The following is a 25,338-nucleotide window of genomic DNA, read 5'->3' as shown; positions in this document are numbered from 1 at the left end:
GCATGCCAAGCGCGTGTGTCGGATTATTGAGGGCCGAACGGCACAGGGGCAAGGGTCTGTTTCAGGTCAGGAGGAACAACACGTTTCCTGACGAACCCCCGTACAGTGGAAGTCCCTTGACCGGCCTGCGGTGGCAGCCGGTCCCGGCCGAGCCGAAGGCGGTGCGGGCGTGACGTACGGCAGCGGGCGCCCCGTCGAGCACGGATTCCCGCATCTGGACACGGTGCGGGCGGCGATCAACGCCCTGTACCGCCGCCTCACCCCCGAGGCGCTGCGTACGTTCGACACCAGCGTGGCCCCTGCGGACGTCGCCTTCGCCGACCAGGACGAGCTGCATCTGGGCGTGCAGCGGGTGGCCCGCGCGATGGTCCAGCACCTGCGGCTCCCGGACGCCCGGATGATCGTGAGCTTCCGGGCGATGGAGCACGCCGCGAATGTCGAACTGGCCGCGGGGCCCGAGTACTTCATCGAGCTGAACGACCGCTTCCGTACGCACCGCAGGGACATCGGCGCGGCCCTCGCCCACGAGGTCATGCACGTCTACCTGCACCGCATCGACCTCGCCTTCCCCGGCACCCGCGGCAACGAGATCCTCACGGACACCGCCACGACCTACCTCGGCGCGGGCTGGCTACTCCTGGACGCCTTCCGCGAGGACGGCACGTCGTCGCAGAAGCTCGGCTATCTCACCCCGGAGGAGTTCGGGTACGTCCTGGCGAAGCGGGCGGAGCTCTTCGACGAGGACCCGGCGATCTGGTTCACCAGCCCGCAGGCGTACACGGCGTACGAGAAGGGCCGCGAGCTCGCCCGCGAGGACGCCCGGCAGCCTCCGCTGACCGCGGCCGGCTGGGCGGGCCGCCACCACTACGCCAAGGCCCGCCGCCGCGCCGAGGCCGCCCCCGCCGGGAACGTCCGCTACCGCTTCGACCCCGGCCCGCCGCTCCGTGTCACCTTCCCGTGCCCCACCTGCGAGCAGCGCATCCGCGTCCCGGTCAGGGGCCGGGTCAGGGCGCGGTGCGGGCTGTGCGGGACGGTGCTTGAGTGCGATACGTAAGGGCCCGCTCAGGGGCTCACCGCGCCCCGTACGGCGGGAGCGGCTCGGCCGCCTCAGCGAGCAGGTCCCGTACGACGTCCCCCACCCCCGCCGGAGTCCACCGCACCCCCTTGTCCACGGACGGCCCGGGGCGCCAGCCCTCCATCACGGTGACGCGGCCCGCCTCCGCCTCGAAGACGCGGCCCGTCACGCCCTCGCTGGCCGCCGAGCCCAGCCACACCACGAGCGGCGAGACGTCCTCCGGTGCCGCCTCCAGATCGCCGAAGGCCTGCTCGGTCATCCGCGTACGGGCCGCCGGGGCAAGGGCGTTGACCTGCACCCCGTACCGCCCGAACTCCGCCGCCGCGACGAAGGTCAGGCCGAGGATGCCGGCCTTCGCGGCGCTGTAGTTGCCCTGCCCGACCGAGCCCAGGAGCCCCGCTCCGGAACTGGTGTTGACGATCCGCGCGGCCGGGGTGCGCCCGGCCTTGGCCTCGGCCCGCCAGTGCGCGGCGGCGTGCTTGAGCGGCAGGAAGTGCCCCTTGAGGTGGACCCGCATCACCGCGTCCCAGTCGTCCTCGTCGAGGTTGACGAGCATCCGGTCGCGCAGGAACCCGGCGTTGTTGACCAGCGTGTCAAGGCGGCCGTACGTGTCGAGGGCCGTGGCGACCAGGGACGCGGCGCCGTCGGCCGTGGCGATGTCGCCGCCGTGCGCGACCGCCTCGCCGCCCGCCGCGCGGATCTCCTCGACGACGCGCGCGGCCGGGCTGTCGGGCCCCGGGGTGCCGTCGAGGCCGACGCCCAGGTCGTTGACGACGACACGGGCGCCCTCCGCCGCGAACGCGAGGGCGTGCGCCCGGCCGAGTCCGCGCCCGGCGCCGGTGACGATCACGACGCGCCCCGCACTGATTCCACTCATGTTCCGGTCCCTTCCCGGTGGTTGGAGCTGTGGTCCTCGTGGTCGGCGCTCTGGTTGACGTTGGCCGACGGAGTGCCGCCCGCGTTGTTGACCAGCACGTCCAGGCGGCCGTACCGCTCGCGGATGCCGCCGCTGCCGGTGAAGAAGTCCTCGACGGCGCCCTCGTCCCGCAGGTCGAGCGGCGCGAACTCGGCGCGTTTGCACGGCACTTGGACCGGCTCGTCGGGTGGTCGGCGGGCGCACACCACCACCTCGGCACCGGCCCGCAGGAAGGCGCGCGCGATGCCCGCGCCCACGCCGCGGGTGCCGCCGGTGACGACCACGACGCGGCCGTCGAGGTCGGATTCCCTGCCCGCCATACCCCTCCCATCCTTCTGCATCGGCTGCTACCTTCCTCACCTAACAAATGTTTGGTGGAAAGGTAGCTGATCCTCTCATGGGTGTCTCCACCTCCGCCCCGGACAAGGGCATCGCACGCGTCACGGTCGACTTCCCACCCGTCAACGCCCTTCCCGTACAAGGCTGGTACGACCTGGCGGACGCCGTCACCGCCGCCGGGCGCGACCCCGAGACCCGCTGTGTCGTGCTCGACTCGACCGGCCGCGGCTTCAACGCGGGCGTCGACATCAAGGAGCTGCAGCGCGACACCGGGCACGGCGCGCTGATCGGCGCCAACCGCGGCTGCGCGGCCGCGTTCGCCGCCGTGTACGAGTGCGAGGTGCCGGTCGTCGCGGCGGTCCGGGGCTTCTGCCTCGGCGGCGGGATCGGTCTGGCCGGGAACGCCGACGCGATCGTGGCCGCCGACGACGCCGTCTTCGGCCTGCCGGAGCTGGACCGGGGCGCGCTCGGGGCGGCCACCCACCTGGCGCGGCTCGTCCCACAGCATCTGATGCGCGCCCTGTACTACACCTCGCGCACCGCGACCGCCGCCGAACTGCACACGCACGGCTCGGTGTGGCGGGTGGTGCCGGGCGCTCAACTTGACGATGCCGCCCTGGAGTTGGCGCGCGAGATCGCCCGCAAGGACGGCTACCTGCTGCGGCTCGCGAAGGCCGCGATCAACGGTATCGACCCGGTGGACGTACGCCGCAGCTACCGCTTCGAGCAGGGCTTCACGTTCGAGGCCAACCTCAGCGGCGTGGCCGACCAGGTCCGCGACACGTTCGGCCGGGGAGACGGCAAACCCGAGGGGGAGGACAAGTGACCGACAAGACCATGAGCGCCGACGACGTGATCGGGCGCCTGGAGAGCGGGATGACGCTCGGCATCGGCGGCTGGGGCTCGCGCCGCAAGCCGATGGCACTGGTGCGAGCGCTGCTCCGGTCCGAGATCACCGATCTCACGGTGGTCTCGTACGGCGGGCCTGACGTGGGCGTGCTCGCCGCGGCGGGCCGCATCCGGCGCCTCGTCGCCCCCTTCGCGACGCTCGACTCGATCCCCCTCGAACCCCACTTCCGCGCCGCCCGCGAGAGCGGTGCTCTCCACCTCACCGAGCTGGACGAGGCGATGTTCATGTGGGGCCTGCACGCCGCCGCCAACCGGCTGCCGTTCCTGCCGGTGCGCGCGGGCGTCGGCTCGGACGTGATGCGGGTCAACCCCGAGCTGCGCACGGTCACTTCGCCGTACGAGGACGAGTCGGCCGGCGAGGAGTTCGTCGCCGTTCCCGCCCTGCGCATGGACGCCGCGTTCGTCCACATGAACCGCGCCGACCGGCACGGCAACGGCCAGTATCTCGGGCCGGACCCGTACTTCGACGACCTGTTCTGCGAGGCCGCGAGCACCGCGTACGTCTCCTGCGAGCAGATCGTGGAGACCGCCGAGCTGACCAAGGACGCCGCGCCGCAGACCCTGCTGATCAGCCGGCACAGCGTCACCGGCGTCGTTCAGACCCCGAACGGCGCCCACTTCACGTCCTGCGTGCCCGACTACGGGCGCGACGAGGCCTTCCAGAAGCTGTACGCGACGACGCCGTGGGCGGCGTTCGCCGAGCGGTTCCTGTCCGGGGGCAGCGAGTACGCGTATCAGACCGCCGTGCAGGCCTGGCACGAGGAGCAGCAGTGAGCACCTGGACCACCCCGACCGCCGTCACCCGCGCCGAGTACTGCGTGATCGCCTGTGCCGAGGCCTGGCGCGACAACGGCGAGGTGCTCGCCAGCCCGATGGGCCTGGTCCCGGGCTTCGGCGCGCGCCTGGCCAAGCGCACCTTCTCCCCCGACCTGCTCCTGACCGACGGCGAGGCGATGCTCGTCGGCCTGGACGGCACGGTGGAGGGCTGGCTGCCGTACCGCCGCCACCTCACGATGGCCACCGGCGGGCGGCGGCACGTGATGATGGGCGCCAGCCAGATCGACAGGTACGGCAACCAGAACATCTCCTGCATCGGCGACTGGTCCCGGCCGAAGCGCCAGCTCCTCGGCGTGCGCGGCGCCCCCGTCAACACCCTGAACAATCCCGTGAGTTACTGGGTTCCGAAGCACTCGAAGCGGGTCTTCGTGGAGCGGGTCGACATGGTGAGCGGGGTGGGGTACGACCGTGCGGCCGGCGCCCGCCACCACCGGCTGCCGCGCGTGGTGAGCGACCTCGGCGTGTTCGACTTCGCCACGCCGGACCACGCGATGCGCCTGGCGTCCCTGCACCCCGGCGTGCGCGTCGAGGACGTCCAGGACGCCACCGGGTTCGATCTGGTCGTGCCCGACGAGGTGCCGTACACCCGCGAACCAACCGCCGACGAGCTGCGGCTGATCCGTGAGGTGATCGACCCGGAGGGGCTGCGGGAGCGGGAGGTGCCCGCGCGATGAGGACGGCGTTCACGGAACTCGTCGGCGTCCGGCACCCGTTGGTGCAGACCGGCATGGGCTGGGTCGCCGGGCCCCGCCTCGTCTCCGCCGTGGCGAACGCGGGCGCGCTCGGCATCCTCGCCTCGGCGACGATGCCCCTGGAGCAGCTGAAGGCGGCCGTACGGGAGGTCAAGTCCCGTACGGACCAGCCCTTCGGGGTCAATCTGCGCGCCGACGCGGCCGATGCGCGCGAGCGGGTGCGGCTGATCGTCGACGAGGGCGTACGGGTCGCGTCGTTCGCGCTCGCCCCGTCCCGCGAGCTGATCGCCGAGCTCAAGGACGCAGGTGTCGTCGTCGTCCCGTCGATCGGGGCGCGGCGGCACGCCGAGAAGGTCGCCGCGTGGGGCGCGGACGCGGTGATCGTGCAGGGCGGCGAGGGCGGCGGGCACACCGGGGACGTGGCGACGACCGTGCTGCTCCCGCAGGTCGTCGACGCCGTCGATATCCCGGTGATCGCGGCGGGCGGCTTCCACGACGGGCGCGGCCTGGTCGCGGCGCTCTCCTACGGCGCGGCGGGCCTCGCGATGGGCACCCGCTTCCTGCTGACCTCCGACTCGACCGTCCCGGACGCGGTCAAGGCCCGCTATCTGGCGGCGACCGTCAAGGACGTGACGCTCACGACGGCCGTGGACGGGCTGCCGCACCGCATGCTCCGCACCAGCTTGGTCGACTCCCTGCAGAGCGCGGGCCGTTCCCGGACCCTGCTGCGGGCCGTGCGGCACGCCGCCGCGTTCCGGAAGCTGTCCGGCCTGAGCTGGGCCGACCTGGTCCGGGACGGGCTCGCGATGAAGCACGGCAAGGAGCTGTCCTGGAGCCAGGTGCTGCTCGCCGCGAACACCCCGATGCTGCTGCGGGCCGCGATGGTCGAGGGCCGCACGGACCTCGGCGTGATGGCCTCCGGCCAGGTCGCGGGCGTCATCGACGACCTGCCGTCGTGCGCGGAGCTCGTGGCCCGCGTGCTCGCGGAGGCGGAGGACACCCTCGTACGACTGCACCGTCCGCACACGTCAGGCGCCCTGCCGACACCAGGGTGATTCCAGTGATTCCCTTTCCCCGTACGGGAGTTCAGCCATGGCTCTGTCCCGACGCGCACTGCTGAGCACCGCCGCCCTGTCCCTGTCCGCCGCCGCACTCACGGCCCCGCCGGCCTTCGCGGGCGGGCTCCGCACGGGCGTGCGGCACATCCGGCTGGAGGGCGCGGTCAACGTCCGCGACTTGGGCGGGTACCGCACCTACGACGGCGCCGCCGTCCGGTACGGCCTCGCGTACCGCGCCGATGAACTCGGCAAGCTCACCGACGCCGACGTGAGAACGCTCGGCGGGCTCGACCTCGGCCGCGTGGTCGACTTCCGGGTGCCGTTCGAGGTCGAGCACAACGGCCAGGACCGGCTGCCCGCGGGGGTCCGGGCGCTCGCGAGGCCGGTGAGCGACCTGGGCCTGTACGCGCGGCTGCTGCAGGTCATCGGTACGAAGGATCCGGTGGAGCAGGAGAAGTGGCTGGGCGGCGGCCGGGCGGAGGAGCAGATGCGGGGCATCTACCGCGCGTTCGTCACGGACGCGGCGGGCCGTGAACAGTTCGCGCTGACACTGCGTGACATCGCCGCCGCGGACACGGGCCCTCTCCTCTACCACTGCACGTCCGGCAAGGACCGTACGGGCTGGGTGAGTTGGCTGCTCCTGCGCGCGATCGGGGTGCCGGGCGCGACGGCCGAGCGGGACTTCCTGCTCTCCAACACGTACCGCGCGGAGGCCGACCTCCGCACCCGCGAGGCCCTGAAGGCGGCGGGCCTGATGCAGAACCCGGACCTGCTGATCCCGGTCCAGGAGGTCCGCCGCGACTACCTCCGCGCGGCGCGGGACGAGGTGGAACGGCGGTACGGCAGCCTGGCCGGCTACCTGGTCCGGGGCCTCGGCCTGGACCTGCGCACGCTCGCACGTCTCCGACGGCAACTGGTAGCGCCCTGAGGGGCGCGGGGCTGTGACATCAGCGGCTCCGCCGCGGGGCGCGATCAACCACGACGGCGCGGCAGCCGAACAACGAAGCCGACGGCAGTCTTTAGGGAAGGGGCGGGGAGGGGAAACTCAGCCCCGCCCCGCAGGCGCGACCCTAAGCCGCCGCGCGCCGCCCCCCGCCGCCCTGCGACCGCCGCCTCGAACCGCCCGAACTGCGCTGCCCAGCACCGGACTTGGCGCCCGCGGCGCTACCCGCACCGGCACCACGGGTACCCGAGCCGGCAGTGGCCGCCGAGCCGTTACCCGTACGAGCCCCGCGACCGGACCCGGAGCCCGACCGCGAACGTGACCGCGACGAACCGGACGACCGGGACGAACGCGACGGGCCGCCGGACGACGACCGGGCAGGCTGCTGCGGCGCCGGCGCCGGAAGCGTCACCGGTACGCCGGACGGCTCGCGCGCGCCCGTGATGCCGGCGAGCTGCTCGTCCGTCGAGCGGATGCGGGTGGTGGTCGCGTTGATGCCGGCGACCGACATCAGGCGGCTCATCTCGCGCTTCTCCTCGGGCAGGACGAGCGTGACGACGCTGCCGGAGGCGCCCGCGCGGGCCGTGCGGCCGCCGCGGTGCAGATAGTCCTTGTGGTCGGTCGGCGGGTCCACGTTCACGACCAGGTCGAGGTCGTCGACGTGGATGCCGCGCGCGGCGACGTTGGTGGCGACGAGCGCGGTGACGACGCCGGTCTTGAACTGCTCGAGCGTGCGGTTGCGCTGCGACTGCGAGCGCCCGCCGTGCAGCGCGGCCGCGGGCACGCCCTGGCCGAGCAGCCGCTTCGCGAAGCGGTCGGCGGCGCGCTTGGTGTCGACGAAGAGGATGACGCGTCCGTCGCGGGCGGCGATCCGCACGGCGACGGCCTTCTTGTCGGTCTCGTCGGCGACGTGCAGCACGTGGTGGTCCATGGTGACGACCGCGCCCGCGGACGGGTCGACGGAGTGCACCACGGGGTCGCTGAGGAACATCCGGACGAGCTTGTCGATGTTCCGGTCGAGCGTCGCGGAGAACAGCAGCCGCTGCCCGTCCGGCTCGACCTGCTTCAGGAGGGCCGTGACCTGCGGCATGAAGCCCATGTCGGCCATCTGGTCGGCCTCGTCGAGGACGGTGATGGCGACGTCGCCGAGCGTGCAGTCGCCGCGGTCGATGAGGTCCTTGAGGCGTCCGGGCGTGGCCACGACGACTTCGGCGCCGCGCCGCAGCGCACCCGCCTGCCGTCCGATGGAGAGCCCGCCGACGACGGTCGTGAGGCGTATCCGCAGGGCGTCGGCGTACGGGGTGAGGGCGTCGGTGACCTGCTGGGCGAGCTCGCGTGTGGGCACCAGGACCAGGGCGAGCGGCGCCTTGGGCTCGGCGCGGCGGCCCGCGGTGCGGGCGAGCAGGGCGAGGCCGAAGGCGAGGGTCTTGCCGGAGCCGGTGCGGCCGCGGCCGAGCAGATCGCGCCCCGCGAGCGAGTTGGGCAGCGTCGCGCCCTGGATCGGGAAGGGCTCGGTGACGCCCTGGGCGGCGAGGGTGCCGAGCAGGGCCTCGGGCAGGTCGAGCTCCGCGAACGACGTCACGGCGGGCAGCGCTGGCGTGACGGACTCCGGTACGGCGAACTCGCCCTGCGAAGGCACGGCGCGGCGGGGCGTGGCCTTGCGCCGGTTGGTGTTGCCGCCGTTCCTGGTGCCGCGGGCGGGACGTGCGGAGCTGGTCGTGCCGATGATGCCCTCCTGGAGCGTCGAGCCCCCGGTCCGGAGACCGACGGCAGAAACCGGGGCCCGCACCGGCTGGTGCGGGCCCCGGCTGTGGGATGCGCGATCCCCCGGACGTCAGGCCGGGAGGATGTTCTCCGCCTGCGGGCCCTTCTGGCCCTGCGTGACGTCGAAGGTGACCTTCTGGCCCTCCTGGAGCTCACGGAAGCCCTGGGTCGCGATGTTGGAGTAGTGGGCGAAGACGTCGGCGCCGCCGCCGTCCTGCTCGATGAAGCCGAAGCCCTTTTCCGAGTTGAACCACTTCACGGTTCCGGTGGCCATGTTTTTCTCCTTCTGTTGGGGCAGATCCAGGGAGTCACACCTCGTGGCTCCCCTTGTCGCGCTTGAGCCCCGTCCGGAGCGGCCGGAATAGAACCGGAACGGCCGGAAAACAAAAATGCGCCTGAGGATCATTCCCGTCAGGCGCACATAAAGTTCATGGGTACCAAAACTGCAACTAGGTCACCCTAGCACGATTCGGGCTACCGCCCACGTGACGCCTGCCACGTGGGCGGTACGAGGCCTCTGACCTGGGCATACGTGCGGTGTACCGACGGCCGTGACTCCGGTCAGAGCCGTTCGACGATCGTCACGTTGGCCTGGCCCCCGCCCTCGCACATGGTCTGCAGCCCGTAGCGGCCGCCGGTGCGTTCCAGTTCGCCGAGCAGCGTCGTCATGAGCCGGGCGCCGGTCGCGCCGAGCGGGTGGCCGAGGGCGATGGCGCCGCCGTTGACGTTGACCCGCTCCGGGTCGGCGCCGGTCTCCTTCAGCCAGGCGAGCACCACGGGCGCGAAGGCCTCGTTGATCTCGACAAGGTCGATCTCGTCGAGCGACATGCCGGCCTTCTTCAGGGCGTACGCGGTCGCCGGGATCGGCGCGGACAGCATCCGGATGGGGTCCTCGCCGCGCACGGACAGGTGGTGCACGCGGGCGCGCGGCGTCAGCCCGTGCTCCCGTACGGCCCGTTCGGAGGCGACGAGGAGGGCGGCGGCGCCGTCGGAGACCTGCGAGGAGCAGGCGGCGGTGATGGTGCCGCCCTCGACGACCGGGGCGAGTGCGGCCATCTTGTCCAGGGTGGTGTCGCGGCGCGGGCCCTCGTCGGCGGCCATCTCGCCGTACGCGACGATCTCGCGGTCGAAGCGGCCCTCGTCGGCGGCGCGGATCGCGCGCTGGTGGGAGCGGAGGGCGAACTCCTCCATGTCGCGCCGGGAGATCCCCCACTTCTCGGCGATCAGCTGCGCGCCGTGGAACTGGTTGACGGGCTGGTCCCCGTACCGCGCGCGCCAGCCGCGGGAGCCGTGGAAGGGGCCGTCCGTGAGGCCGAGGGGCTCTCCGGCCTGCCGGGACGCGTACGCGATGGGGACCATCGACATGTTCTGCACGCCGCCCGCGACGACCAGGTCCTGGGTGCCCGAGAGCACGCCCTGGGCGGCGAAGTGCAGGGCCTGCTGGGACGAGCCGCACTGCCGGTCGACGGTGGTGCCGGGCACCTCCTCGGGCAGTCCGGCGGCGAGCCAGGCGGTGCGGGCGATGTCACCGGCCTGCGGGCCGATGGTGTCGAGGCAGCCGAGGACGACGTCCTCGACGGCGGCGGGGTCGATCCCGGACCGTTCGACGAGCGCCTTCAGGACGTGCGCCCCGAGGTCGGCGGGGTGTTCCCCGGCGAGTGCGCCCTTGCGGCGCCCCACGGGGGTGCGGACCGCTTCGACGAGGTAGGCCTCGGCCATGACTGCTCCCAACGGGTATGTCAGCAGGGGTGGTTCATTCGCGTACGGCGATGCCGTCCAGGACCATCGACAGGTACTGCCGGGCGATCTCCTCCGGGGTGTGCAGTCCGCCGGGCCGGTACCAGGAGGCGGCGACCCAGACGGTGTCGCGGACGAAGCGGTAGGTGAGCCGGATGTCCAGATCGGAGCGGAAGACCTGGTCGGCGACGCCGCGTTCGAGGGTGCCGAGCCAGGCCTTCTCGAACTTCTCCTGGGACGCGGCGAGGTATCCGAAGCGGGGCTGGCGGGCGAGGTGCCTGGACTCCTTCTGGTAGATCGCGACGGCGGCGCGGTGCCGGTCTATCTCGCGGAAGGACTCGGTGACGAGGGCCTCGATGGTCTCGCGGGGGCCGAGTCCGGCGGCGAGGACCGTGTCGTACCCCTCCCAGAGCTCGTCGAGGAAGGTGGAGAGGATCTCGTCGAGGATCCCCTCCTTGGAGTCGAAGTGGTAGTAGAGGCTGCCCGCGAGCATGCCGGCCTCGTCGGCGATCTTGCGGACGGTGGTGGCGTTGTAGCCCTGCGCGGCGAAGACCTCGGCGGCGGTCGCGAGCAGCTCGCGGCGGCGGGCGGGCGACGGGGTCACGTTCTTGGCGTTCTGCTTCGGCACACGTCCATTGTCCGCCCCGCCATCGCGGGCCTACGCATGCTGGCTGCTGACGGAGACGACCTCGCCGGTCATGTACGAGGAGTAGGGGCCGGCGAGGAAGACGATCACGTTGGCGACCTCCCAGGGCTCGGCGTACCGCCCGAAGGCCTCGCGCCGGGTCAGTTCGTCGAGCAGCTCGGGGGTGGTGACCTTCACCAGATGCGGGTGCATGGCGAGGCTCGGCGAGACGGCGTTGACCCGCACCCCGTATTCGGCGGCCTCGATCGCGGCGCTGCGGGTCAGGGCCATCACGCCTGCCTTCGCCGCCGCGTAGTGCGCCTGCCCGGCCTGGGCGCGCCAGCCGACGACGGAGGCGTTGTTGACGATCACGCCGCCGGAGCCGGCCTCCTTGAAGTGCCTGAGCGCGGCCCGTACGCAGCGGAAGGTGCCGTTGAGGGTCACGTCGAGCACGCGTGACCACTGGTCGTCACTCATGTCGACCAGGGCCGAAGTCCCGCCCAGACCGGCGTTGTTGACGACGAGGTCGAGTCCGCCGTGGCGTTCGGCGGCGTACGAGAACAGCGCCCGCACCTGCTCCTCGTCGGTGACGTCGCACGTCAGCGCGGCGACCCGGTCCGGCCCGAACTCCTTGGCCAGCTCGGCCCCGGACTCGGCGAGGCGGCGCTCGTGGGCGTCGCTGATGACGACGGACGCGCCCTCTTCGAGGAAGCGGCGTGCGGTCGCGCCGCCGATGCCCGCTCCGGCGGCCGCGGTGATGACGGCCGTGCGCCCGTCGAGGAGTCCGTGTCCTCTTACGTACTGCGGCTTGTTGTCGGTCACGGCAGGAGGCTAACCTACCAAACACTTGTTAGGGAAGGGAGTTGGGGCCGCCCGTGGACCTGGACGAGTCACCCGAGGAGCAGGCGTTCCGGCAGGAGGCACGGGACTGGCTGCGCGCCAACGTGCCGCCGGAGCCGATCGGTTCATTGGAGACCGAGGAGGGCTTCGGCCAACACCGGCAGTGGGAGGCGCGGTTGGCCGCGGACCGCTGGTCGGTGGTCAACTGGCCCGAGGAGTACGGCGGCCGGGGCGTCGACATCGTCAAGTGGCTGATCTTCGAGGAGGAGTACCACGCGGCGGGCGCGCCGGGACGGGTCTCGCAGAACGGCATCAATCTGCTCGCCCCCACCCTCCTCGACCACGGCACCGACGGGCAGAAGGCCCGGGTGCTGCCCGCGATGGCGAGCGGCGAGGTGATCTGGGCGCAGGCCTGGTCGGAGCCGGAGGCGGGCTCGGACCTGGCGTCGCTGCGCTCGCGCGCCGAACGCACCGCGGGGGGCTGGCTGCTGAGCGGGCAGAAGACCTGGTCGTCGCGGGCGGCGTTCGCGGACCGGGCGTTCGGCGTCTTCCGCACGGACCCGGACGCGGCCAAGCCGCACCAGGGCCTCACGTATCTGATGTTCGACCTGCGCGCGCCGGGCGTGACGGTCCGGCCGATCGGCCGCCTCGACGGGAAACCGGCGTTCGCGGAGCTGTTCCTCGACCGGGTCTTCGTACCGGACGAGGACGTCATCGGGGAGGTGGGCCGCGGCTGGCGGATCGCCATGTCGACGACCGGCAACGAGCGCGGCCTGACGCTGCGCTCCCCCGGGCGCTTCCTGGCGGGCGCGCAGCGACTGCTCGCGCTGTGGCGGGAGCGGGGCGATCCGGCCGACACCGCGCTGCGGGACCGGGTGGCGGACGCGGTGATCGGGGCGCGGGCGTACCAGCTGTTCACGGCGGCGGGGGCGACGCGCTTCGCGGCCGGGGAGACGATCGGCGCGGAGTCGAGCCTGAACAAGGTGTTCTGGTCGGAGCACGACATCCGGACGCACGAGACCGCCCTGGACCTCCTGGGCGTGGAGGGCGAGTTGGCGGAGAACGCCTGGGCGGAGGGCTATGTCTTCGCGCTCGCGGGGCCGATCTACGCCGGTACGAACGAGATCCAGCGCGACATCATCGCCGAGCGGCTGCTCGGCCTGCCGAAGGGACGCCGGGCATGAGGTTCCAGCTCGACGCGGAGCAGCGGGAGTTCGCCCGCACGCTCGACGCGATGCTGACGGCGGCGGACGTCCCGTCGGCGGTACGGGCCTGGTCCACCGGCGACTTCGCCCCCGGCCGCGCGCTGTGGTCGCGGCTCGCGGAGGCGGGGGTGTTCGCGCTCGCGGTCCCGGAGGAGTACGAGGGAGTGGGGCCGCTGGCGGTCGAACTGGCCGTGGCGTACGTGGAGTTGGGGCGGCATGCGGTGCCGGGGCCGGTGGTCGAGACGGCGGCGGTGGCCGGGCTCCTCGCCGCGACCGGGGACTCGACGCACGCCAAGCGGCTGCTACCGGGCATCGCCGCCGGTTCCGTGATGGCGACGGTCAAGGCGCCGGGCGGCCCGTACGCCCTGGACGCGGAAGCGGCCGACCTCACCGTGACCTTCGCCGACGGCGCCCTGCACACCTGCACCGGCCATGGCCCGACCCACCGCTCCGCCGACCCGGCCCGCCGCCTGACCGAACCCGGAGCGCCCGCCGAGCTCCTCACCTCCGACCGTGCGGCCTTCGCGGCCACCGACGCCTGGGGCACGCTCGCCTCGGCCGCGCAGGCTCTGGGGGTGGGCCGGGCGCTGCTCGATCGGACGGTCGCCTATGTGAAGCAGCGCAGGCAGTTCGGCACGGAGATCGGGGCGTTCCAGGCGGTGAAGCACCAACTGGCCGATGTGCTGCTGAAGTTGGAGTTCGCCGCCCCCCTGCTGTACGGCGCGGCCCTCACGATGAGCCGCGCCGACCTCGCCGCGGCGAAGGTGAGCGCGTCCGAGGCCGCGTACGCCGCTTCCCGGGTGGCTCTCCAACTCCACGGGGCGATCGGCTACACGGAGGAGTTGGACCTGTCGTTGTGGATCCGGAAGGCGCAGGTGCTGCGGACGGCTTGGGGGTCTCCTGCGGAATGTCGGGCGCGGGTGGTGGCGGGCGCGCGTTAGGTGTTATCCCCTCCCCGCCCCGACGATCCCCAACCCGCGCGCCGCCCGCAGCCAGTGCGGGAACTCCCCGACCAGCTGGTCGTACAGCACCGCATCCGGCACCGCCCGAGGATCCACCCCCGCATGGAAGAACCCCGCATTGTCCACCACCCGCCGCCCCGGCACAGGCAACTCGTCCAGCTTGCGCAGGAAGTCGAACTGCTTGCTGTCCGGGTCGCCGAAGCCGATGAACTGCCAGAACAGCGGAAGCCTCGCCGCCTTGCAGAGGTACCGCTCGGCGGCCGGGCGGCTGATGGGGCCGCCGTCGGTCTGGAAGACGACCAGGGCGGGTTCCTTCGCACCGCTGTCGAGGTAGTGGTCGATGACCGCGTCCATCGCCAGGTGGTAGCTGGTCTTCCCCATGTGCCCGAGCCGGGACACGATCCGCTCGACACTCCCCCGGTGGTCGTCGAGGGCGACGGAGTCGACGGCGTCGATGTCGGTGGAGAACAGCACCGTCGGCACCCGCCCGTCGTCGTCCAGGTGCGCGGCGAGCCCAAGGACCCGCTCGGCGAGCGCCTGGACGGTGCCGTCCTTGTAGTACGGGCGCATCGAACCGGAGTAGTCGAGGACCAGGTACACCGCCGCCCGCGCCGAGTCCAGGCCGTGCTTGGTGAGGCTGACGCCCGCGTGCTTGTAGAGGTCGACGAGGCCGGGGGCGGTCTCCTCGACCTTGCGCAGGGAGATGGCGGACGGCATACGGCGACTCCTCACGAACGGCCGCGAACGGCCTGGCTCCTGCCTGTTGAGGTTACGGCACCCCACCCCGAACATGACTATTAGTCATATACGGCGACCGGGAGGTAGAGGTATGAACACCCTCGACGGCAGCACCGTCCTGATCACAGGCGCCGCCCGCGGCCAGGGCGCCGCGGAGGCCCGGCTGTGCGCGGAGGCGGGCGCCCGCGTGGTGGTCACGGACCTGCGCGAGGAGGAGGGCCGCGAGGTCGCCGCATCCCTGGGCGGGCAGGGCCTGTTCGTGCGGCACGACGTGGCGGACCCGGACAGCTGGGCGGCCGTCGTCCGCGCGGCCCTGGACCGCTTCGGCCGCCTCGACGCACTGGTGAACAACGCCGCGCTGTGGCGTACGGCGTCCGTGCAGGAGGAGACGTACGCGAATTTCGAGGCGCTGCTCAGGGTCAATCTGCTCGGCCCGTTCCTGGGGATCCAGGCGGTGGTGCCGGCGCTGCGCGAGGCGGGCGGCGGGTCGATCGTGAACATCTCGTCCAAGGCGGGGCTCACCGGAATTCCGGGGCACGCGGCTTACGGCTCGACGAAGTTCGGGCTGCGCGGCCTGACGCGTTCGTCGGCCCTCGACCTGGCCCCGTACCGGATCCGGGTGAACTCGGTGCATCCCGGCGCGATCGACACCCCGATGATCGCGGAGGCGACGGCGGGCCGGGACTGGTCGCACGTGCCGCTCGGGCGGACCGGACGCCCGGACGAGGTCGGGGAGCTGGTGCGGTTCCTGGTGTCGGACGCGTCCTCGTACATCACGGGCGCGGAGTTCCCGGTGGACGGCGGGACGACGGCCTGAGGAGCACGAAAGCGGGCCCCCGTCTAAAGCAAGACGGGGGCCCGCACGGCAGCAGGCGGCTCAGCCCTTGACCGCCCCCGCCGCGAGGCCGGAGCCGAGCTTGCGGTGGACCACGACGAAGAAGATCATCACGGGCACGGTGACGAGCGTGGAGCTGGCCATCACCGGGCCCCAGGCCGTCGAGTTCTCGCCGAAGAACTGGTAGATGCCCACCGCGGCCGTGTACTTGTCGCTGCCCTTCATGAAGGTGTACGCGAACACGAACTCGTTCCACGCGGTGATGAACGCGAAGATCGACGTGGCGACGAGGCCGGGCGCGACCAGCGGAAGCAGCACGGACCAGAACATCCGCGGCCAGGACGCCCCGTCGATGTACGCGGCCTCCTCGACCTCCTTCGGCACGGTCTGGACGAATCCGCGCAGCGTCCAGATCGCGAACGGCAGCGAGAGCGCGATGTAGACGACGCTCAGACCGAGCAGCGAGTTGAGCATCTCGTAGTCCCGCATCTGGATGAAGAGCGGGATGACCAGGGCCTCCAACGGCACCATCTGCACGATCAGGATCATGATCAGTACGGAGGTGCGGAAGCGGAATCTGAACCGGGCCACCGCGATCGCCGCGAACAGCGAAAGCAGGGCGGCGGCCAGGATGGTCGCACCGCCGACGATCGCCGAGTTCAGCAGATACGTACCGAAGTTGCCGCGCTCGAAGACCAGTTGGAAGTGCTCGAACGTGACGCCGCTGGGCAGCAGGCCGGAGCCGCGGGTCAGGGCCTTCGGGTCGAACGCGGTGGAGACCATCCAGTAGACGGGGAAGAGCGTGAAGACGAGGAGCGCGGCGACGGCGGCGCCGAGCCCGAGCCGGCGCACGGCCGAGCCCTTGGTCTGGCTCTGGGTGCTCACAGGTCCTCCTCCCCCTGCCGGAACAGCGTGCGGATGTAGACGATCGTGATGGCGAGCAGCAGCAGCGTGAGCAGCACGGCCGCCGCCGAGCCGGCCCCGTAGTCGTTCTTGGCGAACGCCTCGATGTACGAGAAGACGCCGAGGTTGTAGACGTCCGGGTTGGAGCCGTTGCCGCCCGGCATCACGAAGATCTGCGTGAAGACCTTGAAGTCCCAGATGGTCGACAGGATCGTGACGACGAGGAACACCGGCTTGATCGTCGGCACGGTGATCTTCCAGAACCGCTGCCAGGCGTTGGCGCCGTCCAGCATGCCCGCCTCGTACAGCTCCTTGGGGATGGTGAGGAGGCCGGCGAGGACGGTGATGGCGACGAACGGGAAGCCGTGGTGGACCACGTTCAGGGTGGCGATGGCGTAGAACGGCAGCCGCTCGGTGAACCAGTTGGTGGTCGCCGGGTCGATCAGGCCGGCGGCGCCCGCGAGCTGGCTGAACAGTCCGTCCTGCGGCTGGAACAGCCAGATCCAGACGTACGTGCCGGTGACGGCGGGCATCGCCCAGGCGGCGAGGATCGCGATCGAGCAGATCAGCCGCCAGGTGGTGCCGAGCCGGTTGAGCAGCAGCGCGACGAGGGTGCCGAGGGCGATGGTCAGGCCGACGCAGGCGACGGCGAAGAACACCGTGTTGGGCAGGACGGTCTTCCAGAGCAGACCGCTGGTGAGCAGGTCGGTGTAGTGGTCGAAGCCGGTGAAGGTGCCGACGCCGCCGCCGAACTTGACCTCGTAGTCCTGCAGAGAGAGCTTGCCGACCTGGATGAGCGGCCAGAGCAGCAGTCCGGCCAGGACGATCAGGGCGGGCGCCAACAGGAGCCAGGGGCGGGTGAGTTCGACCCTTCTGCGGCGGCGGAGCGCGGCCTTGTCGGTCGGGGGGTTCGCGGGGGCGGGGCGGCCGGCCGTCAGGGTGTCCCCGGCGTCCGGCCCGCTCCCGTCGATGAGCGTCTTGCTTGGCTTCACCTGCGCGCCGTCCTCACTCGTCCTTGGCGAAGATCGCGTCCATGTCCTTGGCGGCCTTGTCGGCGGCCTCCTGGACGCTCGCCTTGCCGCTCAGGATCGACTGGACCATGCCGGTGACGACCTGCGAGGCCTGGATCTCGCCGTACGCCTTGGTCTTCGGGACCGTGGCGCCGGCCTCCAGCATCTGCTTCGCGAAGGGCTCGACCAGCGGGTCCTTCTTCGCGGCGACCTTCTCCAGCTCGGAGTTCTGGCCGGGGAAGTAGTTGGTCTGCTCGGCCCACTTGGCGGCGAACTCGCCGGTGGTCAGGAGCTTCACGAACTCCCAGGCCAAATCCTTGTTCTCGGTGTTGAACGTGGAGAGGTACGAGCCGCCGAGGAAGGAGCGGCTCATGCCGCCGTCCTTGCCGGGGATCGGGATGGCGCCGAGCTTGCCCTTGAGGTCGGGGTTGGCGTCGACGATGGCCTTCGGCGTCCAGTTGCCGCCGACGGACATGGAGATCTGGCCCTTGTTCCAGGCGTCGCCGACCTCCTTCTCGGTCCAGGTGTTCACCTTGGCCGGGGAGACCTTCTCCTTGGTGGCGAGGCCGGTGTAGTACTCGATGCCCTCGACGGACTTCGGCGAGTTGATCGCCGACTTCCACTTGCCGCCCTTCTCGGTGGCGAGCTCGCCGCCCGCGCCCCAGATGAACGCGGTCGCGAACATCTCGGCGCCGCCCGCGACGGGGAAGGCGACCTTGTCGGGCTCCTTCTCCTTCAGCGTCCTGGCGGCGGCGGTCAGTTCCTTCCAGTTCGTCGGCGGCTTGATGTCGTGCTTCTCGAACAGGTCCTTGCGGTACACGATCGAGCGCACGCCCGCGTACCAGGGCATGCCGTACTGCTTGCCGTCGAGGGTGCCCGCGTCCTTGAGGCCCTCGACGAGGTCGTCGCCGAGCCCGGACTCCTTCACCTTGCCGGTGACGTCGACGAGCGCGCCGGTCTCGGCGAACTGCGGCACCCAGGTGGTGCCGACCTCCGCGACGTCCGGGACCTGGTCGGCGCCGCCCTCGATCGCGGTCGTGAACTTCTTCTGGCCGGTGGCCCACTGCTGGTACTCGACCTTGATGTCGGCGCCGGTCTTCTTCTTGAACGCCGCCGCGGCCTCCTTGAAGAAGGGCCGCGCGTCCGGGTTGGTGCCCTCCATGATCCATACGGTGAGGGTCTTGCCCTTGCCGTCGGTCGCGGAGTCCTCCCCGCCCGACCCCTCGCCGCATGCCGTCGCGGTCAGGCCGAGCGTCAGGGCGATCCCCGCCGCGATGACACGTCGCTTCATACCGGCGCCTCCTGGATGGCGGTCCACACGGAGATCTCGGTGAACGACCCCCGCTGTGAGTGATTCTCACCACGCGGGAACGAGCCGGTCTAGACCCATCCGGATACGCGGCCGAACCGTGACTGTCATTGCGACGGGTGCAATATGTGCGGCCTGCATTGCGGAGCGCGCAACGTCGCCTGCGGCGCGCCCTTTCCTCTTAAGGGGCGCGGGGAACTGCGCATCTTTGGGGAAGAAAAAATGCCGCAGCGCCTACCTCGTCGTCCGGTCGGGGACAGTCAGGCAGGCGCTGCGTCAGGTCCGTACGCCGTTGTACGGAGCGTCGGTTGGGGCCGTACGGGCTACACCGTGAGGGCGCGGTCCGTGGGCCGGATGGGAGCCGGGAGGTCCGACGCCCCGGTGAGGAAGCGGTCCACGCCGTGGGCGGCCGAGCGGCCCTCGGCGATGGCCCAGACGATGAGGGACTGGCCGCGGCCCGCGTCACCGGCGACGTACACGCCGGGGACGTTGGTCTGGAAGTCGGCGTCGCGGGCGACGTTGCCGCGGGCGTCGAGCTCCAGGCCGAACTGCGAGACGAGGCCGTTCTCCTGGTCGGTGCCGGTGAAGCCCATCGCGAGCGTGACCAGCTGGGCCGGGATCTTCCGCTCGGTGCCGGGCTTCTGCTCCAGCTTGCCGTCCTTGAACTCCACCTCGATGAGGTGCAGGTACTGGACGTTGCCGTCCTCGTCGCCCTCGAAGTGGGTGGTGGAGACGGAGTAGACCCGCTCGCCGCCCTCCTCGTGCGCGGAGGTGACCTTGTAGAGCATCGGGAAGGTCGGCCAGGGCTGGCCCGGGTTCCGGTCCTCGCCCGGCTTGGGCATGATCTCCAGCTGCGTGACGGAGGCCGCGCCCTGGCGGTGGGCGGTGCCCACGCAGTCCGCGCCGGTGTCACCGCCGCCGATCACGACGACGTGCTTGCCCTCGGCGGTGATGGGGGGCGCCACGTAGTCGCCCTCCTGCACCTTGTTCGCGAGCGGCAGGTACTCCATCGCGAAGTGGATGCCGTTCAACTCGCGCCCGGGGACCGGGAGATCGCGGGAGACCGTCGCGCCCGCGGCGATCACCACGGCGTCGTACCGCTTGCGCAGCTTCGCGGCGTCGATGTCGCGGCCGATCTCGATCTCGGTGCGGAACTTGGTGCCCTCCGCGCGCATCTGCTCGATACGGCGGTTGATGTGCCGCTTCTCCATCTTGAACTCGGGGATGCCGTACCGGAGGAGACCACCGATACGGTCCGCGCGCTCGTAGACGGCGACGGTGTGGCCGGCCCGCGTGAGCTGCTGGGCGGCGGCCAGACCCGCCGGGCCCGAGCCGATGACCGCGACCGTCTTGCCGGAGAGGCGCTCCGGGGCCTGGGGCGCGACATCGCCTCGGTCCCACGCCTGGTCGATGATCGAGACCTCGACGTTCTTGATGGTCACGGCCGGCTGGTTGATGCCGAGGACGCACGCCGACTCACAGGGAGCGGGGCACAGACGGCCCGTGAACTCCGGGAAGTTGTTCGTCGCGTGCAGCCGCTCCTGCGCCGCCGACCAGTCCTCGCGGTACGCGTAGTCGTTCCACTCGGGGATCAGGTTCCCGAGCGGGCAGCCGTTGTGGCAGAACGGGATGCCGCAGTCCATGCAGCGCGAGGCCTGCTTGGAGATGATCGGGAGCAGCGAGCCGGGAACGTAGACCTCGTTCCAGTCGCGGACCCGCTCTTCGGTGGGGCGGGTCTCGGCGACCTCGCGGCCGTGGTTGAGGAAGCCCTTCGGGTCAGCCATTGATCGCCGCCTCCATCATCTTCTCGTGGGTCTCGGACTCGGGGAGCCCGGCCAGCTCGGCGGCGTCCTTGGCGGCGAGCACTGCCTTGTACGTACTGGGGATGATCTTGCTGAAACGCTCCACCGACACGGACCACTCGGCGAGCAGCTTCTCGGCGACCGTCGAGCCGGTCTCCTCCTGGTGGCGGCGCACGACCTCGTGCAGCCACTGCTTGTCGGTCTCGTCGAGGGCCTCGACGGCGCCGGCGTTACCGGAGTTGACGTTGTCGGAGTCCAGGTCGATGACGTACGCGGTACCGCCGGACATGCCCGCCGCGAAGTTGCGGCCGGTCTCGCCCAGGACGACCGCCTGGCCGCCGGTCATGTACTCGCAGCCGTGGTCGCCCACGCCCTCGGAGACCACCGTGGCACCGGAGTTGCGGACGCAGAAGCGCTCGCCGACCCGGCCGCGGAGGAAGATCTCGCCGCCGGTCGCGCCGTAGCCGATGGTGTTGCCGGCGATGGTCGAGTACTCGGCGAGGTGGTCGGCGCCGCGGTCCGGGCGGACGACGACACGGCCGCCGGAGAGGCCCTTGCCGACGTAGTCGTTGGCGTCGCCCTCCAGGCGCAGCGTCACACCGCGCGGCACGAACGCGCCGAAGGACTGGCCCGCGGAGCCGGTGAAGGTGATGTCGATGGTGTCGTCGGGCAGGCCCGCGCCACCGAACTTCTTCGTCACCTCGTGGCCGAGCATGGTGCCGACGGTGCGGTTGATGTTGCGGATGGCGACCTGGGCGCGGACGGCCTGGGCCTCCTGCGCGGAGTTCGCGGCGAGAGCGTCGGCGGAGAGCTTGATCAGCTCGTTGTCGAGCGCCTTCTCCAGACCGTGGTCCTGCGTGATCAGCTGGTGGCGCACGGCGCCCGAGGGCAGTTCGGGCACGTGGAAGAGCGGCTTCAGGTCGAGGCCCTGCGCCTTCCAGTGGTTCACGGCCCGCTCGGTGTCGAGGAGTTCGGCGTGGCCGACGGCCTCCTCGATGGTGCGGAAGCCCAGCTCGGCGAGGAGCTCGCGGACCTCCTCGGCGATGAACTGGAAGAAGTTCACGACGTACTCGGCCTTGCCGGAGAACCGGTCCCGCAGGGTCGGGTTCTGGGTGGCGATGCCGACCGGGCAGGTGTCCAGGTGGCAGACGCGCATCATGACGCAGCCGGAGACGACGAGCGGCGCGGTCGCGAAACCGAACTCCTCGGCGCCGAGCAGCGCGGCGATGATCACGTCTCGGCCGGTCTTCAGCTGGCCGTCGGTCTGCACGACGATGCGGTCGCGCAGGCCGTTGAGCAGCAGGGTCTGCTGGGTCTCGGCGAGGCCGAGCTCCCAGGGACCGCCCGCATGCTTCAAGGACGTAAGAGGAGAAGCACCCGTACCGCCGTCGTGGCCGGAGATCAGGACCACGTCCGCGTGCGCCTTGGAGACACCCGCGGCGACCGTGCCGACGCCGACCTCGGAGACCAGCTTCACGTGGATGCGGGCCGAGGGGTTGGCGTTCTTGAGGTCGTGGATCAGCTGAGCCAGGTCCTCGATGGAGTAGATGTCGTGGTGCGGCGGCGGCGAGATGAGGCCCACGCCGGGCGTCGAGTGCCGCGTCTTGGCGACCCACGGGTAGACCTTGTGGCCGGGCAGCTGGCCGCCCTCGCCGGGCTTGGCGCCCTGGGCCATCTTGATCTGGATGTCGTCGGCGTTGACCAGGTACTCGGAGGTCACACCGAAGCGGCCGGAGGCGACCTGCTTGATCGACGAGCGCCGCGCCGGGTCGTACAGGCGGTCCGGGTCCTCGCCGCCCTCACCGGTGTTGGACTTGCCGCCCAGCTGGTTCATGGCGATGGCGAGGGTCTCGTGCGCCTCCTTGGAGATGGAGCCGTACGACATGGCGCCGGTGGAGAAGCGCTTGACGATCTCGGAGACGGGCTCGACCTCGTCGATGGAGATGGACGGCCGGTCGCTCTTGAAGCCGAACAGGCCGCGCAGCGTCATCAGGCGCTCGGACTGCTCGTTGACGCGGTCCGTGTACTGCTTGAAGACGTCGTACTTGCCCTGCCGCGTGGAGTGCTGCAGGCGGAACACCGTCTCCGGGTCGAACAGGTGCGGCTCGCCCTCGCGGCGCCACTGGTACTCGCCGCCTATCTCCAGGGCGCGGTGCGCGGAGGGGACGCCGGAGACCGGGTAGGCCTTGGCATGGCGGGCGGCGACCTCGTCGGCGATGACGTCGATGCCGACGCCGCCGATCTTGGTGGTGGTGCCGTTGAAGTACTTGTCGACGAACGCCTGGTCCAGGCCGACACCCTCGAAGACCTGCGCGCCGCGGTAGGAGGCGACGGTCGAGATGCCCATCTTCGACATGACCTTGAGGACGCCCTTGCCGAGGGCGTAGATCAGGTTCCGGATGGCCTGCTCGGCTTCGATACCGGGAAGGAACGTGCCTGCACGGACGAGGTCCTCGACGGACTCCATCGCCAGGTACGGGTTCACCGCGGCGGCGCCGTAGCCGATGAGCAGGGCGACGTGGTGGACCTCGCGGACGTCACCGGCCTCGACGAGCAGGCCCACCTGGGTGCGCTGCTTCGTACGGATGAGGTGGTGGTGGACGGCCGCGGTGAGCAGCAGCGACGGGATCGGCGCGTGCTCGGCGTCCGAGTGGCGGTCGGAGAGGACGATCAGGCGGGCGCCGCCCTCGATGGCCGCGTCGGCCTCGCCGCAGATCTCCTCGATGCGGGCGGCGAGGGTGTCGCCGCCGCCGGAGACCCGGTAGAGACCGGACAGGGTCACGGCCTTCATGCCCGGCATGTCGCCGTCGGCGTTGATGTGGATGAGCTTGGCCAGCTCGTCGTTGTCGATCACCGGGAAGGGCAGCGTGACCGAGCGGCACGAGGCGGCGCTGGGCTCGAGCAGGTTGCCCTGCGGGCCGAGCGAGCTGTACAGCGAGGTGACGAGCTCTTCGCGGATGGCGTCAAGGGGCGGGTTGGTGACCTGCGCGAACAGCTGCGTGAAGTAGTCGAAGATCAGCCGGGGGCGCTCGGACAGGGCCGCGATCGGGGTGTCCGTACCCATCGAGCCGATCGGCTCCGCGCCGGCCTTGGCCATCGGCGTGAGCAGGACGCGCAGCTCCTCCTCGGTGTAGCCGAAGGTCTGCTGGCGGCGGGTGACCGAGGCGTGGGTGTGCACGATGTGCTCGCGCTCGGGCAGGTCGGAGAGCTCGATCTCGCCGGCCTCCAGCCACTCCGCGTACGGGTTCTCGGCGGCGAGGCCGGCCTTGATCTCGTCGTCCTCGACGATGCGGTGCTCGGCGGTGTCGACGAGGAACATGCGGCCGGGCTGCAGGCGGCCCTTCTTGACGACCTTGGCGGGGTCGATGTCGAGGACGCCGACCTCGGAGCCGAGCACGACGAGGCCGTCGTCGGTGACCCAGTAGCGGCCGGGGCGCAGACCGTTGCGGTCGAGGACCGCGCCGACCTGGGTGCCGTCGGTGAAGGTGACACAGGCCGGGCCGTCCCAGGGCTCCATCATCGTGGAGTGGAACTGGTAGAAGGCGCGCCGGGCCGGGTCCATCGAGGCGTGGTTCTCCCAGGCCTCCGGGATCATCATCAGCACGGAGTGCGGCAGCGAACGGCCGCCCAGGTGCAGGAGTTCGAGCACCTCGTCGAAGGACGCGGAGTCGGAGGCGTCCGGCGTACAGACGGGGAAGATCCGGTCCAGCTTCTCGTTCCCGAAGAGGTCGGAGACGAGCTGGGACTCGCGGGCCCGCATCCAGTTCCGGTTGCCCTTGACGGTGTTGATCTCACCGTTGTGCGCGACGAAGCGGTACGGGTGCGCGAGCGGCCACGACGGGAAGGTGTTCGTGGAGAAGCGCGAGTGGACGAGCGCGACCGCCGAGGCGAGGCGGCGGTCGGACAGGTCCGGGAAGAAGGGCTCCAGCTGGCCGGTGGTCAGCATGCCCTTGTAGACGATGGTGCGGGCGGACAGCGACGGGAAGTACGTCGCGGCCTCGCGCTCGGCACGCTTGCGCAGGACGAAGGCCTTGCGGTCGAGCGCGATGTCCGTGCTGCTGCCGTCACCCACGAAGATCTGGCGGAAGACCGGCATCGTGGAGCGGGCGGAGGCGCCGAGCAGCTCGGGCGCGACCGGCACGTCACGCCAGCCGAGGACGTTCAGGCCCTCTTCGGCGGCGATGGCCTCGATGCGCGCCGCGGTCTCGTCGGCGGAGTCCACCGGCAGGAAGGCGATACCGACGGCGTACGCGCCCGCCTCCGGCAGGTCGAAGCCGGCGGCCTCGCGCAGGAAGGCGTCGGGGACCTGGAGCAGGATGCCGGCGCCGTCACCCGAGTCCGGCTCGGAGCCGGTGGCGCCGCGGTGCTCGAGGTTGCGCAGAACGGTGAGCGCCTGCTCGACCAGCTCATGGCTGGCAACACCAGTGAGGGTGGCCACGAACCCGACACCACAGGCGTCGTGTTCGTTACGGGGGTCGTACATGCCCTGGGGGGCGGGGCGACCGTCCATGGGCGACCAGGCGTCGGAACGCATCGGCACTCCCGTCGTCGTCGAGGCAAATGTGCAGTGTGTGCATGTGCCGAGGGACGACGTTGGCCCTCGCGGTGCGCAAAATTTCGTGCAGATTACATGATGGCGGCCTTCTCGAAAACCGGATACTTCGTTCCACCATGCGGACACCACCGAGCTGGCTCATGCGGTGAAAGAGGGTCGACCCGGACAGATCAACGACCGTGGACCCGATGCGAGGGGGCTTCGTTGCCCACAGCGCTTACGGCTCATGCCCGGCGATCACGCAACCGAAACCGCCGAGTAACGATTGGTTATGCAGCGCTTTG

The 25,338-nt window shown here is 71.0% G+C and carries 21 protein-coding genes and 1 pseudogene; 9 read left to right on the top strand and 13 right to left on the bottom strand.

Translation table 11 applies throughout. From position 1 onward, the window contains the following. Positions 1 to 169 precede the first annotated feature (169 nt). The gene (locus tag RCO28_RS03660) at positions 170 to 1,054 is read left to right on the top strand and encodes a hypothetical protein (RefSeq protein ID WP_308939428.1); all 885 of its coding nucleotides are present in this window, start codon (positions 170 to 172) and stop codon (positions 1,052 to 1,054) included. A gap of 16 nt (positions 1,055 to 1,070) precedes the next feature. Here RCO28_RS03660 and RCO28_RS03655 read toward each other — a convergent pair whose 3' ends face one another. Beyond that, the gene (locus RCO28_RS03655) at positions 1,071 to 1,952 is read right to left on the bottom strand and encodes an SDR family oxidoreductase (protein ID WP_308939427.1); all 882 of its coding nucleotides are present in this window, start codon (positions 1,950 to 1,952) and stop codon (positions 1,071 to 1,073) included. A 44-nt stretch (positions 1,953 to 1,996) separates the two neighbouring features. After that, positions 1,997 to 2,311 (bottom strand): annotated as a pseudogene (locus RCO28_RS03650) (SDR family NAD(P)-dependent oxidoreductase); the annotation flags it as partial. Positions 2,312 to 2,388: 77 nt separating this feature from the next. Here RCO28_RS03650 and RCO28_RS03645 point away from each other — a divergent pair. Genes RCO28_RS03645 through RCO28_RS03625 form a run of 5 tightly spaced genes read left to right on the top strand, consistent with a single transcriptional unit; the run spans position 2,389 to position 6,754 of the window. Next, positions 2,389 to 3,156, top strand: coding sequence for an enoyl-CoA hydratase family protein (locus RCO28_RS03645; protein WP_308939426.1), 768 nt, complete (start codon positions 2,389 to 2,391; stop codon positions 3,154 to 3,156). Next, a complete protein-coding gene (locus RCO28_RS03640) occupies positions 3,153 to 4,013 on the top strand; it encodes a CoA-transferase (protein WP_308939425.1) in 861 nt (286 codons plus the stop codon). The genes RCO28_RS03645 and RCO28_RS03640 overlap by 4 nt, the downstream gene beginning before the upstream one ends. Beyond that, positions 4,010 to 4,750: a CoA-transferase gene (locus tag RCO28_RS03635; protein ID WP_308939424.1), complete on the top strand. Its 741-nt coding sequence runs from the start codon at positions 4,010 to 4,012 to the stop codon at positions 4,748 to 4,750. The genes RCO28_RS03640 and RCO28_RS03635 overlap by 4 nt, the downstream gene beginning before the upstream one ends. Next, a complete protein-coding gene (locus RCO28_RS03630; RefSeq protein WP_308939423.1) occupies positions 4,747 to 5,823 on the top strand; it encodes a nitronate monooxygenase in 1,077 nt (358 codons plus the stop codon). Before RCO28_RS03635 ends, RCO28_RS03630 begins: the two co-directional genes overlap by 4 nt. A 37-nt stretch (positions 5,824 to 5,860) precedes the next feature. Next, positions 5,861 to 6,754: a tyrosine-protein phosphatase gene (locus RCO28_RS03625; RefSeq protein ID WP_308939422.1), complete on the top strand. Its 894-nt coding sequence runs from the start codon at positions 5,861 to 5,863 to the stop codon at positions 6,752 to 6,754. A gap of 142 nt (positions 6,755 to 6,896) precedes the next feature. Here RCO28_RS03625 and RCO28_RS03620 read toward each other — a convergent pair whose 3' ends face one another. The 5 genes from RCO28_RS03620 to RCO28_RS03600 all read right to left on the bottom strand — a co-directional run bounded on the left by RCO28_RS03620 (position 6,897) and on the right by RCO28_RS03600 (position 11,717). Then, positions 6,897 to 8,498 carry a DEAD/DEAH box helicase gene (locus RCO28_RS03620; RefSeq protein WP_374991094.1) on the bottom strand — a complete coding sequence of 534 codons (1,602 nt, stop codon included), beginning with the start codon at positions 8,496 to 8,498 and terminating at the stop codon, positions 6,897 to 6,899. A gap of 105 nt (positions 8,499 to 8,603) precedes the next feature. After that, a complete protein-coding gene (locus RCO28_RS03615) occupies positions 8,604 to 8,807 on the bottom strand; it encodes a cold-shock protein (RefSeq protein ID WP_042152846.1) in 204 nt (67 codons plus the stop codon). A 287-nt stretch (positions 8,808 to 9,094) separates the two neighbouring features. Further along, positions 9,095 to 10,252, bottom strand: a complete 1,158-nt coding sequence (locus RCO28_RS03610) for an acetyl-CoA C-acetyltransferase (protein WP_308939420.1) — start codon at positions 10,250 to 10,252, stop codon at positions 9,095 to 9,097. Between the two features lie 34 nt (positions 10,253 to 10,286). Next, a complete protein-coding gene (locus RCO28_RS03605) occupies positions 10,287 to 10,874 on the bottom strand; it encodes a TetR/AcrR family transcriptional regulator (protein ID WP_308939694.1) in 588 nt (195 codons plus the stop codon). Positions 10,875 to 10,928: 54 nt separating this feature from the next. Further along, positions 10,929 to 11,717: an SDR family oxidoreductase gene (locus tag RCO28_RS03600; RefSeq protein ID WP_308939419.1), complete on the bottom strand. Its 789-nt coding sequence runs from the start codon at positions 11,715 to 11,717 to the stop codon at positions 10,929 to 10,931. 53 nt (positions 11,718 to 11,770) lie between these two features. Between RCO28_RS03600 and RCO28_RS03595 the strand changes: the two genes are divergently transcribed. Next, complete coding sequence (locus tag RCO28_RS03595; protein ID WP_308939418.1) at positions 11,771 to 12,919, top strand: acyl-CoA dehydrogenase family protein; 1,149 nt, start codon at positions 11,771 to 11,773, stop codon at positions 12,917 to 12,919. Beyond that, positions 12,916 to 13,881 carry an acyl-CoA dehydrogenase family protein gene (locus RCO28_RS03590; RefSeq protein WP_308939417.1) on the top strand — a complete coding sequence of 322 codons (966 nt, stop codon included), beginning with the start codon at positions 12,916 to 12,918 and terminating at the stop codon, positions 13,879 to 13,881. Before RCO28_RS03595 ends, RCO28_RS03590 begins: the two co-directional genes overlap by 4 nt. A gap of 3 nt (positions 13,882 to 13,884) precedes the next feature. Here RCO28_RS03590 and RCO28_RS03585 read toward each other — a convergent pair whose 3' ends face one another. Continuing rightward, a complete protein-coding gene (locus RCO28_RS03585) occupies positions 13,885 to 14,619 on the bottom strand; it encodes a VWA domain-containing protein (protein WP_308939416.1) in 735 nt (244 codons plus the stop codon). Between the two features lie 112 nt (positions 14,620 to 14,731). On the opposite strand from RCO28_RS03585, the gene RCO28_RS03580 reads away from it, so the two are divergent. Next, positions 14,732 to 15,457 (top strand): glucose 1-dehydrogenase, encoded by a 726-nt coding sequence (locus RCO28_RS03580; protein WP_308939415.1) that lies wholly within the window; start codon positions 14,732 to 14,734, stop codon positions 15,455 to 15,457. Between the two features lie 60 nt (positions 15,458 to 15,517). On the opposite strand, the gene RCO28_RS03575 is transcribed toward RCO28_RS03580, so the two are convergent. The 5 genes from RCO28_RS03575 to gltB form a co-directional block, all read right to left on the bottom strand. Then, the gene (locus RCO28_RS03575) at positions 15,518 to 16,360 is read right to left on the bottom strand and encodes a carbohydrate ABC transporter permease (RefSeq protein ID WP_308939414.1); all 843 of its coding nucleotides are present in this window, start codon (positions 16,358 to 16,360) and stop codon (positions 15,518 to 15,520) included. Beyond that, complete coding sequence (locus tag RCO28_RS03570) at positions 16,357 to 17,370, bottom strand: sugar ABC transporter permease (protein ID WP_308939413.1); 1,014 nt, start codon at positions 17,368 to 17,370, stop codon at positions 16,357 to 16,359. The genes RCO28_RS03575 and RCO28_RS03570 overlap by 4 nt, the downstream gene beginning before the upstream one ends. A 13-nt stretch (positions 17,371 to 17,383) precedes the next feature. After that, positions 17,384 to 18,679, bottom strand: a complete 1,296-nt coding sequence (locus RCO28_RS03565) for a sugar ABC transporter substrate-binding protein (protein WP_308939412.1) — start codon at positions 18,677 to 18,679, stop codon at positions 17,384 to 17,386. A gap of 341 nt (positions 18,680 to 19,020) precedes the next feature. Further along, positions 19,021 to 20,481, bottom strand: coding sequence for a glutamate synthase subunit beta (locus tag RCO28_RS03560; RefSeq protein ID WP_308939411.1), 1,461 nt, complete (start codon positions 20,479 to 20,481; stop codon positions 19,021 to 19,023). Further along, on the bottom strand, positions 20,474 to 24,982 hold the full coding sequence (gltB, locus tag RCO28_RS03555) for a glutamate synthase large subunit (RefSeq protein ID WP_308939693.1): 4,509 nt from the start codon (positions 24,980 to 24,982) through the stop codon (positions 20,474 to 20,476). Before gltB ends, RCO28_RS03560 begins: the two co-directional genes overlap by 8 nt. Between the last annotated feature and the right edge of the window lie 356 nt (positions 24,983 to 25,338).

It is taken from the genome of Streptomyces sp. LHD-70, from assembly GCF_031157275.1.
Classification (GTDB): domain Bacteria; phylum Actinomycetota; class Actinomycetes; order Streptomycetales; family Streptomycetaceae; genus Streptomyces.
The sequence above is the reverse complement of the archived record's forward strand: the minus strand, read 5'-3'. Positions and strand labels throughout refer to the sequence as shown.

Bases quoted from the DNA above. Each gene is read 5' to 3' on its own strand.
- RCO28_RS03655 (WP_308939427.1), bottom strand. From the start codon at position 1,952: ATGAGTGGAATCAGTGCGGGGCGCGTCGTGATCGTCACCGGCGCCGGG.
- RCO28_RS03645 (WP_308939426.1), top strand. From the start codon at position 2,389: ATGGGTGTCTCCACCTCCGCCCCGGACAAGGGCATCGCACGCGTCACG.
- RCO28_RS03630 (WP_308939423.1), top strand. From the start codon at position 4,747: ATGAGGACGGCGTTCACGGAACTCGTCGGCGTCCGGCACCCGTTGGTG.
- RCO28_RS03625 (WP_308939422.1), top strand. From the start codon at position 5,861: ATGGCTCTGTCCCGACGCGCACTGCTGAGCACCGCCGCCCTGTCCCTG.
- RCO28_RS03615 (WP_042152846.1), bottom strand. From the start codon at position 8,807: ATGGCCACCGGAACCGTGAAGTGGTTCAACTCGGAAAAGGGCTTCGGC.
- RCO28_RS03610 (WP_308939420.1), bottom strand. From the start codon at position 10,252: ATGGCCGAGGCCTACCTCGTCGAAGCGGTCCGCACCCCCGTGGGGCGC.
- RCO28_RS03590 (WP_308939417.1), top strand. From the start codon at position 12,916: ATGAGGTTCCAGCTCGACGCGGAGCAGCGGGAGTTCGCCCGCACGCTC.
- RCO28_RS03585 (WP_308939416.1), bottom strand. From the start codon at position 14,619: ATGCCGTCCGCCATCTCCCTGCGCAAGGTCGAGGAGACCGCCCCCGGC.
- RCO28_RS03580 (WP_308939415.1), top strand. From the start codon at position 14,732: ATGAACACCCTCGACGGCAGCACCGTCCTGATCACAGGCGCCGCCCGC.
- RCO28_RS03565 (WP_308939412.1), bottom strand. From the start codon at position 18,679: ATGAAGCGACGTGTCATCGCGGCGGGGATCGCCCTGACGCTCGGCCTG.
- RCO28_RS03560 (WP_308939411.1), bottom strand. From the start codon at position 20,481: ATGGCTGACCCGAAGGGCTTCCTCAACCACGGCCGCGAGGTCGCCGAG.
- gltB (WP_308939693.1), bottom strand. From the start codon at position 24,982: ATGTACGACCCCCGTAACGAACACGACGCCTGTGGTGTCGGGTTCGTG.